The 15,307-nt window shown below is 43.3% G+C and carries 14 protein-coding genes and 1 pseudogene; 5 read left to right on the top strand and 10 right to left on the bottom strand.

The annotated features are described in order from the left end of the window. Positions 1–154: 154 nt before the first annotated feature. Together WBA23_RS23455 and ald are read left to right on the top strand one after the other, a co-directional pair. The gene (locus tag WBA23_RS23455) at positions 155–601 is read left to right on the top strand and encodes a DUF4920 domain-containing protein (RefSeq protein ID WP_424584706.1); all 447 of its coding nucleotides are present in this window, start codon (positions 155–157) and stop codon (positions 599–601) included. Positions 602–735: 134 nt separating this feature from the next. Next, complete coding sequence (ald, locus tag WBA23_RS23450; protein WP_424584705.1) at positions 736–1,860, top strand: alanine dehydrogenase; 1,125 nt, start codon at positions 736–738, stop codon at positions 1,858–1,860. A 132-nt stretch (positions 1,861–1,992) separates the two neighbouring features. Here the strand turns inward: ald and WBA23_RS23445 are convergent, their stop codons facing one another. The 4 genes from WBA23_RS23445 to WBA23_RS23430 form a co-directional block, all read right to left on the bottom strand. Then, positions 1,993–3,432: a hypothetical protein gene (locus WBA23_RS23445; protein ID WP_424584704.1), complete on the bottom strand. Its 1,440-nt coding sequence runs from the start codon at positions 3,430–3,432 to the stop codon at positions 1,993–1,995. A gap of 580 nt (positions 3,433–4,012) precedes the next feature. Then, on the bottom strand, positions 4,013–4,393 hold the full coding sequence (locus WBA23_RS23440) for a VOC family protein (protein WP_424584703.1): 381 nt from the start codon (positions 4,391–4,393) through the stop codon (positions 4,013–4,015). Positions 4,394–4,404: 11 nt separating this feature from the next. Beyond that, positions 4,405–5,484 (bottom strand): WD40/YVTN/BNR-like repeat-containing protein, encoded by a 1,080-nt coding sequence (locus tag WBA23_RS23435; protein ID WP_424584702.1) that lies wholly within the window; start codon positions 5,482–5,484, stop codon positions 4,405–4,407. After that, the gene (locus WBA23_RS23430) at positions 5,485–5,757 is read right to left on the bottom strand and encodes a MoaD/ThiS family protein (RefSeq protein ID WP_424584701.1); all 273 of its coding nucleotides are present in this window, start codon (positions 5,755–5,757) and stop codon (positions 5,485–5,487) included. 206 nt (positions 5,758–5,963) lie between these two features. Here WBA23_RS23430 and WBA23_RS23425 point away from each other — a divergent pair, with 206 nt between their 5' ends. Beyond that, a complete protein-coding gene (locus WBA23_RS23425; protein ID WP_424584700.1) occupies positions 5,964–6,989 on the top strand; it encodes an XdhC family protein in 1,026 nt (341 codons plus the stop codon). A gap of 64 nt (positions 6,990–7,053) precedes the next feature. On the opposite strand, the gene WBA23_RS23420 is transcribed toward WBA23_RS23425, so the two are convergent. From WBA23_RS23420 to WBA23_RS23410, 3 genes are all read right to left on the bottom strand, one after another. Next, complete coding sequence (locus tag WBA23_RS23420) at positions 7,054–7,854, bottom strand: PIG-L deacetylase family protein (RefSeq protein ID WP_424584699.1); 801 nt, start codon at positions 7,852–7,854, stop codon at positions 7,054–7,056. A gap of 2 nt (positions 7,855–7,856) precedes the next feature. Next, on the bottom strand, positions 7,857–9,194 hold the full coding sequence (gene eat, locus WBA23_RS23415; RefSeq protein WP_424584698.1) for an ethanolamine permease: 1,338 nt from the start codon (positions 9,192–9,194) through the stop codon (positions 7,857–7,859). A 142-nt stretch (positions 9,195–9,336) separates the two neighbouring features. After that, entirely contained in the window at positions 9,337–9,807 is a 471-nt protein-coding gene (locus tag WBA23_RS23410) for an MOSC domain-containing protein (protein WP_424584697.1), read from the bottom strand. A gap of 165 nt (positions 9,808–9,972) precedes the next feature. Between WBA23_RS23410 and WBA23_RS23405 the strand changes: the two genes are divergently transcribed. Next, on the top strand, positions 9,973–10,689 hold the full coding sequence (locus WBA23_RS23405; protein ID WP_424584696.1) for a hypothetical protein: 717 nt from the start codon (positions 9,973–9,975) through the stop codon (positions 10,687–10,689). Positions 10,690–10,844: 155 nt separating this feature from the next. Next, positions 10,845–12,272, top strand: a complete 1,428-nt coding sequence (locus tag WBA23_RS23400; RefSeq protein ID WP_424584695.1) for a PQQ-dependent sugar dehydrogenase — start codon at positions 10,845–10,847, stop codon at positions 12,270–12,272. 659 nt (positions 12,273–12,931) lie between these two features. On the opposite strand, the gene WBA23_RS23395 is transcribed toward WBA23_RS23400, so the two are convergent. The 3 genes and pseudogenes from WBA23_RS23395 to WBA23_RS23385 all read right to left on the bottom strand — a co-directional run. Further along, the gene (locus WBA23_RS23395; protein WP_424584694.1) at positions 12,932–13,483 is read right to left on the bottom strand and encodes a lipocalin-like domain-containing protein; all 552 of its coding nucleotides are present in this window, start codon (positions 13,481–13,483) and stop codon (positions 12,932–12,934) included. 226 nt (positions 13,484–13,709) lie between these two features. Further along, the gene (locus tag WBA23_RS23390) at positions 13,710–14,732 is read right to left on the bottom strand and encodes a phosphotriesterase (RefSeq protein ID WP_424584693.1); all 1,023 of its coding nucleotides are present in this window, start codon (positions 14,730–14,732) and stop codon (positions 13,710–13,712) included. A 291-nt stretch (positions 14,733–15,023) separates the two neighbouring features. After that, a pseudogene (locus WBA23_RS23385) lies at positions 15,024–15,307 on the bottom strand (hypothetical protein); the annotation flags it as partial.

The following is a 15,307-nucleotide window of genomic DNA, read 5'->3' as shown; positions in this document are numbered from 1 at the left end:
GATCAATCCCTTCGATATGCCGGATACGACTACCTACCATCGGTAGTCAGGAATAATTTCTGATGATGCTACGCAGTAAAAAACTAAGCTGAGAACTTGAGCACTCAGGCTTCTGTTATAGATTCAGTCAAATTACTAAATGCTTTCTATACTTATGAAACCATTATTCTATACGCTAGTATTTTGTTTATTCGCCGGAGCAGCTTCGGCCCAACAGTACTTTGGTGAGAAAATTACCGAAGAGGACGCAATTACCGCTACCGAGCTTCCTGAAACAGTAAAGGGCCAAGAAAGCGTAGAAACGAAAGTACGGGGCGAAGTAACCGGAGTGTGCCAGGCCAAAGGCTGCTGGATGACCGTAAACGTCGGCAACAACCAGGAGATGATGGTACGCTTCAAAGACTACGGTTTCTTTGTACCTAAAGACATTACCGGACAAAGCGTAGTGATAGAGGGCGAAGCTTTAGTAGAAACCGTATCGGTAGACGATCAACGCCACTTAGCCGAAGATGCTGGGAAGCCAAAAGAAGAAATCAGTAATATTACCGAGCCGAAAACCCAACTTTCGTTTGTGGCCGACGGGGTGATTGTGGAAGAGTAATAGTTAGGTAAAATAAGAACGGTAGAAGCTCATTCTGGGAATGGGCTTTTTTTGTATTCGCTAGTTGAAACAAAATCTGCCGGATGATGTATATTTGTAGCCTAATTTCACTACCGACATTAACCCGCATTTCTATGATTATTGGAGTACCCCAGGAAATAAAGAACAACGAAAATCGAGTAGCCCTCACCCCCTCTGGAGCTAAAGAACTTAGTAAAGTAGGCCATACCGTATACGTTCAGCAAAATGCTGGGGAGGGTAGCGGTTTTACTGATATAGAATACCAAGAAGCGGGAGCCGAGATCCTTCCTACCATTGAGGCGGTGTACGAAGCAGCCGAAATGATCGTTAAAGTAAAAGAACCCATCGCTCAGGAATACGGTCTGGTACGCAAGGATCAACTGCTATTTACCTACTTTCACTTTGCCTCCAGCGAAGCCCTTACGCAAGCCATGATGAAAAGCGGTGCTATTTGCTTGGCTTACGAAACCGTGGAACTACCCGACCGCAGCCTACCACTGCTGGTTCCTATGTCGGAGGTGGCCGGACGCATGTCGATTCAGGAGGGAGCTAAGTATCTGGAAAAACCTATGCAGGGACGGGGCATTCTGTTGGGCGGAGTACCCGGCGTACGTCCGGCGAAGGTACTGATTTTGGGTGGGGGAATCGTGGGGACCAATGCGGCCAAAATGGCGGCCGGCTTGGGGGCCGATGTTACTATCATGGACATTAACCTAAACCGCCTGCGTTATCTGGATGATGTGCTCCCGGCTAATGTTAATACATTTATGTCAAGCGAGTACAACATCCGCTCGCTTATTAGTTCTCACGATCTGATCGTGGGTGCGGTGCTTATTCCGGGGGCGAAAGCACCCAAGCTAATTTCTCGGGATATGCTCCGCGAGATGAAACCAGGCACTGTGTTAGTAGACGTGGCCGTTGACCAAGGAGGTTGCATTGAAACCTGTGAACCCACCACGCACGAAAATCCAACGTATGTGATTGATAATGTGCTACACTATTGCGTAGCCAATATGCCGGGAGCCGTACCCTACACTTCTACTTTAGCCTTAACCAACGCAACGCTGCCTTATACGCTTCAATTGGCTAAACATGGTTGGGAGCAGGCTTGTCAGCAATCTAACCCACTTAAACTCGGCCTTAACGTTGTGCGGGGTGAAGTAGTCTATCAAAGTGTAGCTAACGCCTTTAATCTACCGCACGTACCGGTGGAAAAACATTTGCCTCAATCAGTATGAATACCTAACAACAAACCGATAGATCTTCTTCTGTGAAGATATTCATAACGAAACTGAGCGTGGTATAGCTAAAGCAAACAAGGCCAGAAACGATGTTCCTGACCTTGGTTTTGCGTATGAAGAGTATAATTTTTAGCAGAGCTTGTTGATAAACGACTCGTCCATTTTAATGAGCATTGTAGGAGCGAAATGTTTCATGTCAAAGCGAGCGAAACGTTCGGCTAGTGCTCGTATTTTATTGTACTTATCGCGCTTCACATCAGAGACCGAAATTTTCAATATCTTGGTGAAAATGACGATAGAATCGCAATTATCTTTACCTAACAGTCGTATCTGACGTTGAATGCTGTTGGTTAATTGATTAAAGAGATCATAATCATTCATTAGACAGTACTGGAGAGCTAATACCGCTTTTACCTCCAGTTGAGCGTACGGATACTTTTTGAGACTAAGCTCATTTAGTAGGTTGTTAATCCACCGGGCCGACTCATTATACTCACCCGCATAGTAGCAAGATAATGCTCGGTACATAATATAGGTTACGTACTTCGGCACATCATCCAGGTCGCCTTCGTAATCGTGGAAAAGCATTTTATTCTCCTCGTACAAAGTTTCCTCATTGCCCATCCGTCGTGCCCGCTCAATTTTAGAAATCAGGTACTGCGTTGGATACGTATGCAAACTATAGTTGGTAAGCAGCGTATCTACCGCGTCGTTCACCTCTTCGTAGAAATCTTCCGCTTTGCGGTATACTTTGTAATGATTGTAATACTCTAAACGAAGTAGTTCGTATACTAGCTGTAAATGATGATAAATAGAATCCAAGTAGTAATTGCTCAGAATCTCCTGCATTTTATCCAGAATATCCTCAATGGGTTCGTGCGTGTTGTTATCGTAAGACTCGCCCTCTACGAACAACCGGTGGAAGATATTCAGACAACTCTGGTATATATACAATCGGTGCGATTCGTATAGACTACACAGATTATTCATTTCATCCGTTAGAAGTGAAAGCTCAAGCTGGGTAGTCTCGTCGCGCGACATGGTGTAGTCACCGTATTTTTTAAAATACTGACACAGTAACTCTTCGGCTTTATCTACCGCAAGAGTGTACGCCACGTGCTTGTTATACGACTGTGAATACGTAAAGTGATCGGGAGTATTAATATGTAACTTACGAAGGGTCTTGTATATCGTAGTAAGTTCACTAGGCAAATCGTAGTCTAGCAGTTCCTTCTCAATCTTTTTCAAGGTAGCAATAGCAATGGCGCGTTTCTTCGTAAAGATTACTTCATTAATATTAGCTACCTTTTTAATTAAATCAGTACGAGGGTTTTCCATCTGCTGTAGCAAATATTCCTCGATTTTCTGATTCAGGCGAGAACGTAATGTATAGTAAGCATTAGTATTTACGCCCAGTTCATCCATAATTTTATTATCGGATAAGGAACGTTCACGCATCGCTTTTAGCAAGTATGCTGACTTCTCCGCACTGTTCTCTATTAACGACTCATGAATAGATGTATAATCAGAGTCGGATAGTTGCTTAATAATATTTTTAAGTTTCGCCATCGTAAGTATTAGTAATTGCTAAACCGTATTTTAATTTGATGCAAACAATATTACGTAAAATTTGCTACTATTAATAGTTTTGTATTGGTAGTACAAATTTGAAATACAGGGGGTTAAGTAATAATTATGACAAGCTTTACCGAAAAGTTATTGTAATAACCGGATGCGATTGGTAGTATTTATTAAATAAACATATTAAAATATAAATATTTTGTTAAATGGAATATTATTTAGGTTTTGCATCACTTATATGCTCGATGTAATAATTGTTGGATAGAGCGATAAATTTATTTCAATAATCAGATAGCGGTGATAGTGATTTCCTAACCCTATCAACCATTCTCAAAATTAACTCTTTATATAGCATTCCAAAAACTGTTTTTCTTTACGATCAGTAAGAATACTAAAAACTACTATTTCGCATTTTTTGAGGAAAATACTTTATAATTGACTACTTAAAGCCTCCGGTAAGATTAATCGTTGCTAGAGAGTAGTATTATTAGAAATCAGTGAAAAAGCACTGCATAAGATCAAAACTATTCTGTTAAAAGCAGATTTGCGCTCGCAAGATTTTAAGCTATCACTCACCTACTCGCCAAGGAGGGTTCTTGCGGTTTGTGCCGCCGTAGAACAAAATAACTTGATTGTTATCCGGGTCTTTTAATCGCGCTTCCCGCCATAGCCAGCGTTGATCAACGGGCAGTTCATCAAACTTAATACCTTTCTTACGAAGTTGAGCTACTCGCTCGTCCAGGTCTTCACACTCAAAGTACACGTAGATACCATCACCTTCGGGAAGCTTTTCAACCTGATGAATGGAAAAAGTAGCATCACCCTCGGGGCACTCGAAGCGAGCGTAGTGCGGAGGTGCGTCTACGATCAGCCGCAGTCCTAACTTTTGATAAAAAGGTACTGACTGACTTAAATCTAACGAAGGTATGGTAACCTGATTGAGGTTCATTGAAGATAACATTAAACGATTAGTAATGTATTAACTTTAGTAAGATGGGCCGCTACCTGATTCCAATAAATCTCCTTCTGGTAAGAGTAATATAAATTACCATTGGTAGTACCAAATACCATTAGCTCTTCTTTCTTCGCGAATGCCTGCCGTAGCACAATATCAAACACTGATTCTTGAGGCAACCCTTTGCTTTGAGTGTGCCAGCTTTTTCCAAAATCATCCGTTTCGTATACGTTCAGCTGTAAACTGGGAGCTACCCGCTGCTCGTCGCTCTCTACCGGAATTACCCAGGCTTTTCCTGCATCTTTTTCGTCTACTACTAACGCAAAGCCATAGTGTGGAATACCATCGACTACTGATACATCCTGCCAGCGCCCTCCGCCATCATCTGAGTAAAATACTCCGCAGTGGTTTTGCTGCCAAAGTACTCGGGGGTTGCTCTTAGCCATTACTAGGTGGTGCGGATCATGCCCCACTTCCACGTGAGGGTTGGGCAAATAAGCTGCTACCAGCCCCTGATTACGGGGATGCCACGACTCGCCATCATCTACCGACTCAAATACTCCGGCGCAACTCACCGCAACGTAGATGTGCTGGCTATCTTCTGGGTCTACCACAATAGAGTGGATAAACGGATAATTACTGCCTGCCCCGAACCACTGCATTTCGCTCTTCCGACTTGGGTGGTTCCACAGGCTCTTTACTAAACTAAAGGTCTGGCCGCCATCATTAGAACGAAAAAGCCCACCGGGATCAGTGCCCAGCCATAATACATTGGCCTGATCGTGCCCCCCGCGTTGCATACACCATATCTGCCGAAGTTTCGCCTGATTTCCGTTCGGTAGTTCCGCTCCCGAAAAGGCAGGCACTTCAGTCTCGGGCCAACTAACCCCCTGATCGTCGGAATAATGTAGCTTCTGGCCCCAATGCTTATGGGCTACTCCCGCCCACCAACGTCCCGCCCGCTCGTCTACGTATACCATGTTCACCGCAAAACCAGTGAAATGGATAGCCTCCAACTGAAGGCCGTTTGTAGTCGTGGTGTATACTATTAGTCCTTTGGCAGTTCCAGCCAGCACTGTCTCCATTTAACCGCCCGATAGTGCCTGATAAATTAACATTTCATCCTGACTGTGAACTTCATCCGACAGCGTATTACGATCTTTAATTAGTTCATTCTTTATAAAGATATTCACGTGTTTCCGTAGGCTTCCGTCTTCTTCCAGTAGATAGTTAGTGATGCCTGGCATTTCGGAACTCACTTGCACCAGTACCTCCTGCACCGTGCCTCCTGCTACATTGATTTCTTTCAAGCCAGGAAAGAAGCGAGTAAGTGCTGCCGTAAATTTCACTTTTGCCATAGCAGTTTTTGTTTTTTTACACTAGTTTGAATTAGTAAAACATCGGAAAAGAAATTACTATTGAATCAGACGGCGAAGAATAGTAGGGCTGCCTCAGTTAGTATGGCGCGCCTTGTTTCTTTCACTTTTTAACTATAGAAGATAACTACGACCAAGCTAGCAATATTCAAACAAAGCAAAACCAATATAAATAAACTACTGTAATTATGGATGAATATCTCAATATTTTGCGAGAATGGTTGCAGAAAGATCAATCAATAGCTATTGCTCGAGTGGTAAAAACCTGGGGATCGTCCCCCCGCCCCGTAGGTTCAGTAATGCTTGTAAGTCAAGAAGGAAAAATGGCTGGATCAGTCAGTGGGGGCTGTGTAGAAGGTGCTGTAGTGAAACAAGCTAAACGAGTATTAGCAGAGAATACGCCAGTAAAGCTGGACTACGGAGTAAGCAACGAAGAGGCCTGGTCGGTAGGACTTTCCTGCGGTGGAAGTATTCAAGTATTTCTTCAGCCAGCTAACTTCTCGAGGGGTAGCGTATGGAGCCAGTTGCTCGCTAACATTAAAAAAAACAAAGCTTCCACTTTGATCTCTTCGCTGGCGGACGGCAATAGCACGAATGTTTTGTTGGAGGAAGATGGACAGACCTGGGGCAATAAACTGCCTGAAGAGGTGTTAGCGGAGGCAAAAGATGCGTACGCTAAACGTATTCACAAAACAGTTACTCACAATAACAAAGACTACTTCATTCAGCTCTTTCCCCGCAAGAGTTTGCTATTAATTATTGGGGCAGCGCACATTACGGTAGATCTGGTAGCACTGGGCAATCAGTTCGGTTTTGAAACGGTGGTGATTGATCCACGGGGTTACTTTACCGAGAACACTATCTTCATTAATCCACCCAGCCAGTTACTTCAGCACTACCCTTCCGAAGTACTGAACCAGTTCCCATTAGATGCTTACACCTTCTGTGCGATTCTCTCCCATGATCCTAAGATCGATGATAATGCGTTGGAGATTTTACTGCCTTCGGAAGTAGGTTATATCGGGGCACTAGGCAGTAGAAAGACTCACACCAAACGTATCAACCGTTTGCTAGAAAAAGGAGTTGAACAGTCACTAATTGATCGAATTCACGCACCTATTGGAGTGTCTATCAATGCCCAGTCAGCTAGAGAGATTGCTTTATCTATTATGAGTCAGATCATTGAAGTGAAGAATCAATTTTCTCGGCGGTAAGTAGAAGATGTTTACGTAGTAACTTTTCCCTGTTCAACCTCGACCAGATTTAAGCCAATGACTATCATTTTAACATTGGAAATAACTGTCTTATCTCTCCTTCATTGGGTTGATGACCATATTCGCAAAGTTCAAAGCCCTCAGCTTGCTCCACTTTCCTAGTCCGCTCGGGTCCGTACCATTTCTTCAGTGACTCTACTGTTTTTTTGTCAGGAAGATTAGGCCACTGTTGCTTCAGCCAACTGATTCTTTCTTCTTCCGATTCGGGTACTTCGTCAGATTTTCCGCTAATCCAGGGGAGCCATTCGTAGAATTGGGAGGTGTGGGCGTGTAGTGCCTGTATTTTAGCGTCGTAGGTTTTGCTGATGTCTACCGCTACGTCGGGCGAAAAAGGATACGGCTTCTGGAAACGGTCAGCGAAGTAGAAGAAAGCAGGATTGTTCTGAAGCGGCGGCACTTCCATCGCCAAGTTGGGTACCATTACCAAGTAAGCCGCATCTTGCACCAATATACTAGTGTAGCGATGGTCGGGATGGTAATCATTGGGGCGGTGGGTAACAACTATATCAGCGTTCCACTCTCGGATTTTACGGATTATTTCGCTTCGGTTCACAAACGTAGGCTCTAATTGTCCATCGTCATTATTGAGCACTTCATAAGCAACACCTAGAATTCGCGCGGCGGCCACGGTTTCGGCACTGCGCCGATCAATTAGCGCATTACCCATCAGTTGGTGGTGACCAGCGTTCCCGTTAGTAGTGGAAATAAACTTGACCTTATGTCCCATTTGGGAAAACAAGGCGGCGGTCCCTCCTCCGTATACTTCACAATCATCAGGGTGTGCTCCAATAAAAAGTATGTTCATCGCTAGGCTTTCGTTTTAGCTATTTGCGCTTTATTAACAAAGAAATGAAAATAAGCGTACGCAGTTATCATAATTCCGAAGTAAATAAGGGCAATTACCGGGTTATAGATAGTCATGGCAACCAATGCTACCGTAGCAATCGTCAGGGCAATAGCCGGAAAAGCCGGATAGAAGGGCACTCGGAACGGGCGCTCCAATTCAGGCTCATTCTTTCGCAGCACAAAGAGGCTCACCATAGAAATAATGTACAGCGAAATAGCTCCAAAGCAAGCAATAGTAATAATCTCCCCCGTTTTTCCAGTGAGTAACGCGATAATCCCTACGGCCATATTCACGATTAGAGCGTAGGCCGGAGTTTTAAATTTCGGATGAACCTTGCCCAGCAGCGACGAAACGTAGCGCATTCGGCCAAACTCAAAAGTAGCTCGCCCCGCAGCCAGAATAATTCCGTGAAAGGAAGCAATCAGCCCCAATAGACCAACCGTAATTAGCAAGTGATACAGAAAGTTATTATCTCCCACTACATACGACAAAGCCAATGGCAAAGGTGAATCGGATGCCTCAGTACTATTGGGCGGATAAACTACTGCTTCCCAACCGTTTACTCCTACCGACGATAAGAAGGTGATGATACAGAGCATCACCAACGTGAAAATGGCCGACCCAAAACCAAGTAATACATTCCGCTGCGGATTTACCGTTTCCTCCGCCAAATTGGCGACACCCTCAATGGCTAAAAAGAACCAAATAGCAAACGGAATTGCCGCAAACGCCCCCGAAATACCGTTGGGAAAAGCGTTGATTGTTAAGTTTTTCGCTTCAAAATGGGGTAGGGTAACGCCCGCAAAGATCAGCAGTTCAATCACCGCCAGAATTGTGATTACCAGTTCAAAAGTAGTGGCTAGCCGGACTCCTAATACATTCAGTAGGGTAAATAGAAAGTAGGCCCCAATAGCAATTCCTAGCGTAGGTACCCCAGGAAAGTACAGATTAAAATACGCTCCAATAGCGGCGGCAATGGCCGGAGGGGCGAATACAAACTCCACGATCTGCGCCATCCCCCCCACAAAGCCCATTCGCTTTCCCAATGCCCGGTTAGCATAATCAAAAGCACCACCCGCCTTCGGGATGGCGCAGGCTAGTTCGGTATAGCTAAACGTGAAGGTTATGTACATGAGCATAATAAAGCCCGTGGCAATAGCCAACCCTAACGTTCCACCTTCCGCCAGCCCCAGGTTCCAACCAAAGTACATTCCCGAGATGACCAGTCCCACCCCCATTCCCCACAGCAGCCAGGGGCCAAGGGTCATTTGTAAACCGTCTTCTTGCGTATTTTCCATAGATTAGTGTGTTATAGTGTTCAAGTGTTACGGTGTTAAAGTGCGTAGTATAACACATTTTGGATTGCTAAAGATGATATTGCCTATTGAGCAAGTTAAATACTTCAAAACATTGACACCATAGCACAATGACACCAAAATTCTACACAATTTTCACTTCATCTCCCAACCGAATCACTCCTTCTTTTATCACTCGCGCGGTAATTCCGCCGTGACCGCGCATAGCGTTGTAACCTCCGGCACCTAAACTTTTCTCCATTCGCGAACAGGGGTGGCACAGCCCACTCATCTCTAGTACTGCTTCTCCCACCTGAAACTGTTTTTCCTTCAGCGCCAATAAATTAATTCCCTGCACTACAATATTTCGGCGAAGCAGATTGGGGTCAATCGCACTACAATGCAACAGGGAAGCTACCGCCTGAATATGTTCAGCGTTAATTAAGGTAACTTGCCGCTTGCTTTGAACTTTGCCAGCAAAATGATCACCCTCTAATCCGGAACCTTCTTTTGCCACCACCTGATTAACAACTTGTAATGGTACTCGGCGTTCCGGACGAATACCAATCCAAGCTACGCTGCCTATCTGGGGCAACGTATCAAATAGTAACTTCATGGGCGAGTTCCTATTGATCATTGGGGCGTAAGCGGAATTATCCGTAGGATATTTAGGTTCAAATGAAGGCAGTTAAATACAATACTACAAAATCACGAATTTTTGGTTAAACTTACACATTCCGATGGGAATAGACTATACCTGATGCAGCTTCGTTGTAGGACCATGCATAAGCTGGGTATAGTAGTATTAGTAATTAGCTGTCTAGTTAGTTCAAATGGGTGCGCTCAGAAGTACAGTACCGCAGCTGGCCTGCGGGTAGATGGCGATCAGTTAGGCATTACGGTGAAGCAGCGAGTGTTCCGCACTATTGCCCTGGAGGGAATGCTAACGGGCAACGATAGTGAGATACGTAGCACACTATTGGTAGAAAATCACTTTCCGATTGTAGGGAAAGGACTGAATTTTTACGTAGGTGGCGGTGGCCACATCGGTGGGATAGATGATTTTGGGGCAGTGGTTGGTGCCGATGTAATTATGGGAGCGGAGCTAAAGATTCCTCTACTTCGCTTGCTAGTTTCGGCTGATGTGAAACCGGCGTATAATTTTGTGTCTGAGCAGCAGCAACGCTTAGAATATTCTACCGCCATCTCGGTGCGCTACGTATTGGGTAAAGAAGGAAAGAGCCAGCGAAAGAAAGCCCGCATTCGGCGGAAAAACAAGCGAGAGAAAGAACGAACCAAGTCGGCTAAGGTAAAGGAGCGAGAGAAGCAGAAACGCTTTAAGTTGAAGGAACGAGAAAAGACCAAACGAACGAAGTACAAAGAAAAGACCAAACGCCTGAAAGAAAAAAGCCAAGCCAAGCGTAAAAAACAAAAAGAGAAAGGCAAAAAAACCTTCCGCGATTGGAAGATATTCCAGATTTTTAAAAAAGAAGAGTAACCCTGGGCATCTGCCGCATTCCGCTTTTCTGTTCAAATAGTTCTTATTTTATACCTGATGGGGGGCTGCTCAACAATTGAGCCTCTTAATGGTTCTATTCGTAAATCACTAATCTTTTCGTAGATTAGCTACCCTTAACTACTAACTTTTCTATAATGTCTAAGAGCTACCTAACCCTACTATTCAGCTTTGCTTTCTTCTTATTTACTACTATAGCATTCGCCCAAGAGGGGCAGTCGCTTTACACTCAGTACTGCGCTTCCTGCCACGGTGAAGATTTAAAGGGGGGCAATGGCACTAGTTTCTTAGATGGAGAGTGGAAACATGGTTCTGGGAAGAGCCAGATTACGCGTAATATCAAATTTGGCATTGCTCAGGTAGGAATGCCCGCTTATGAGAAAGTGCTGGATAGCGATCAAATTAGTAGCATTGTAGATTATGTGCTGGAAGCGGAAAAAGGCGCAATGGCTAGCAATGATAGCATTCCTTCTCAATTACAAGCTTTAGAATATAATATAGATGTTGAAGTATTTGCCGATGGACTGGAAGCACCGTGGGCAGTAGCTTTTGCTAGCAACGATCAAGTGTTAGTGACCGAGAAACCTGGTCGGTTGCGCGTAATTAAAGACGGCGAGCTACAAGAACCTGTACAGGGCACTCCTGAGGTGCTACACGAAGGGCAGGGTGGTATGTTAGATGTAGCCGTTGACCCCGACTACGACCAAAACGGTTGGGTGTACCTATCGTTTAGCCACGTCTTAGATGACGGTGAGGAAAAGCCCGGAGCGATGACCAAAATTGTGCGGGGTAAGATTGAAAACAATCAGTGGACGAATGAGGAAACCGTATTTGAAGCTCCGCACGAGCTATACCGCACCACCCGCCACCACTACGGCGACCGGATTGTATTTGATCCCGACGGGCACCTGTACTTCAGCATTGGTGACCGCGGCGCGCAGGACCAAGCACAGGATATTACCCGCCCCAATGGGAAGGTACACCGCGTCAACCGCGACGGCAGTATCCCGGAAGATAATCCTTTTGTGGACGAGTCAGACGCTATTCCCTCTATTTTCAGCTACGGTAACCGTAACCCTCAGGGCTTGGCAGTACACCCCGAAAGTGGCGAAGTATGGGAAACCGAGCATGGCCCCATGGGTGGCGACGAGGTAAATATTATCCGCAAGGGTAACAACTACGGCTGGCCGGTGATTACCTACGGAAGAAACTACGACGGGACATCTATCACTGATATTACGCGTAAGGAAGGCATGGAGCAACCTGTTATCTACTGGAAACCTTCTATTGCGGTTTGTGGTATGGAGTTCTACCAGGGTAACGAGTTCCCTAAGTGGGAAAATAAACTACTGGTAGGCGCACTTGCTTACGAAGAAGTACGGCTACTCACTATTGTAGACGATCGCATAATGCACGACGAAGTAATTATGAAGAACGTCGGCCGCGTGCGCGACGTAGCCCCCGGCCCCGACGGTGCCGTCTACGTAGTGATGAACGACCCTCACGTAGTACTCAAACTCACCGCCAGCGAAGAACAAGTTACGGTAGATGTGGGGGAAGAGTAAAAGGTCGATCATGTAAATAAGTGCTTTCAGAATATTCTAATAAGAAAGGTTTTATTCGGCTTTATCTAAAGCTCTATACTTACTCCTACTTCGCCACCTAATCCGTAGGGTTCTATAATCATTATAGTCAAATACCGGTTCTGCCTTGTTATACTTAACAATGGAAGTTTTAAATAGTCCGTTTCCCCAAATACCTAACGTTTTACTTAGTTGATATTCGGTACCCAGACGTCCGTTATAGCTTATATTGATATTTTTTATTATCTGAAAATTGCTCGGCTTAATACCATTATCAGAAGGGGTCTCCAAGCGTAGACCGTTGCCTAAAAAGAAACCTATTCTCCCTGCCTGGTATAGTATATTTCTATGCTCAAGCTCTATGTCCCAGAACTTCCAAATTCTGTTAAATTCGCTAGTGAAATAGCTACTACCACCAGCCAATTTCGCTAAAGCCAAATTTCGAGTAGCCAATAAGCAAAGCCAACCGGTTTTTCGGATTAATTTGGTAGGATATTAAGCTTTCTTTATGATGCTTAACGGTAAGAATATGCAGAGTAGACAATTGCGGGCTTCAAACTTATTAAAACCGTTACAATTTTGAAGCGAGCTACAACTGTTAAATCTTCTACTATTCTGCCTATTTTATTTGTACATTGTTTTTAAGCCTTTTTTGTATCACTCAACTTTTCTAAAACAAATTTTGTCTGAAACTTACCGTACCATTCAGGTCTTGTTCCATCTGGATAAATCTCATCAAACATCGTCAATTCCATTTTATTATTACTTAACTTGTAATTATAGAATTGTTTCCCTCCTTCAAAGCCAGGTACTTTTGCAATTTTTGCAGTTGTAGTTATTGTAGAGTCAGAGTATTTATAAGTTCCACCATTAAAAACAATTGACCCAAATCCTGACTTTAATTCTTCATCCGTTGGTTTTGATAAAATTTGAAAAGGAGTTCTGGGTTCTTCAGTAGGAGTCCACATTATAGAATAACTATCTGAAGTGAGCATTAGCATCCCAGGTTGTGCTTCATCTATAGAGTACGTTGTATCTTTTGTTATCCAATGTATTGATTCCATCTCCCATGTTCCTAGAATTGTAGGCTTTTCATTATCTAAATATTCTTCCTCTGAATAGTTACTACATGAATAGATTCCAATGATGATTAGTAAGGACCATCTGTTTTTAATGTGCCTTCTTATTTTCATAGTTGTGTTTTAATTCGATTATAACGAATTTAAAAAATAGATTTGTTGCTTTAGGTTATTAGATAAAGCCTGCGTTCTCCAAATTGTGTATAACGACCAGCTAAAATCCGTAGGCTGGACATCTATAAATATCGGAAAAGTATCCTACCCAACAAAGCTTGGTAAGCAACTTGGTAAGCCTATGGATTTTAGCGTTTGTTGTGCTTCGTATTCCTATGTTCATAGGTCAATAATTTGATTGCCTGACTCGGATCATAAAGGCCTCTTTTGGATTTTCAATCGTCAATTGATTTATGTCTTTTTGATTAAATCCATCTTCGAGCATTGCTGGGATCAAAGCCGCTTGAAGTGCTTCAAATTCCCTAATCTCTCCTCCCATGGGATAACCGTCACCATCATGTGATAGCAAAACTCTGTGAAGTAGATCTCTAGATTTGAATAATTTAAGCCTATCGATGTGTTCTTTGATATTGGTCGTTTTAACACCATCAAGTGAAATCCATGCACCGCGTGATGCAGCCTCCAATAGAATTGGGGTATCCTCTAGCCAATTGGCATGGAACCAAATCCAAGCACACGTGCTGAGGTTGTTTTGTTCTAACAAATCCATTTGAAATGCAGCTGCAACAGGGTTATTGCCTGTATGAACACCAATCGTTAAGCCTGTTTTTTTGTGTGTCAAAATACCAGCTAAGAAAAGCTTTTTATCTATGGTTGAAGGATCACCTCCATCAAACGCTAGTTTGATAAATCCTGGTTTAATGCCGCTACCTTCTATACCTTCTTCAAATTCTTTAATCCATACTTTTGAAATTTCCTCTGCACTAGCCTCGAAAGCAAAATCAGGTACGTATCGGTCATTTGCTGCACCATAAAAACCTGTATTCGTAATGATTTGTACACCAGTCGCATCTGAGATTTTCTTCAATATATCGACTCTTCTTCCGAAATAAGCAGTAGTACAGTCGAATATTGAGTGAACTCCAGACGATTTAACTTCTTTTACATACGGAACCACTTGATTGAGTAGTGCCACTTCATCGTATTGGAATGCCGAGTCTATATCCATTCCGAAATTGGACATTAAATGTTCATGCGTCAGAGCAAATTCTAGTTCGTCAGTATCTATTTTCCCATTGACAGTATAAATAATTCCATCTTCTTGCTGCCTTTTGGCAGCATCGTTACAGGCAGAGATTCCCAGCAGCATTATGGTGCAACAACAAACAATTTTTTTAATATTCATCATCCCATGAGTTTATTGAAAATTAAGACATAATTAATCTCCGAACATGTTAATTCAAGGATTCGTGAGAGATCGTAACTAAACTATGAAGCACAACGACCGGTGCATGTGTGGGCCGTCATATTTGCTATTATACTTTCATTTTACGCTTCGGCTACTCAGTGCAATTAGTGTACTGGTTCATGATTGCTAGGCTCACATATGCATTTTGTTAGCACACGTTTAATTATCATTTATTCCAACTTTACCATCATTACATTGAACTCGGTAAGGGCTTTTGAAATTAAATATTAACTATTGTCTGGAAATGAATTTTTCTCCGTTGCTGGTTGCTGGTGTCCATTTAGGCATTAAGTTCAACACTCGCCGACATTCTTCTTTGTAAGCAGTGCCTAACGTGGTTGAGAGATAATATAGTTCGTAATATGTTCCTGTAGTATCAATTTTGAATTTAACTGGCACACTGCCTTCGGCACATAAGTCATCCACTGAATCAGGATATGTTAAATTGTTTTCTATAAAACTGTTCAACGAATCTCTTCCCCCAGGAAATGATGCCTTAGTTAATAGAGGGCGGA

This window comes from Tunicatimonas sp. (assembly GCF_049647865.1).
In the GTDB taxonomy this organism is placed as follows: domain Bacteria; phylum Bacteroidota; class Bacteroidia; order Cytophagales; family Cyclobacteriaceae; genus Tunicatimonas.
This window is presented reverse-complemented; position numbering and strand designations above follow the sequence as displayed.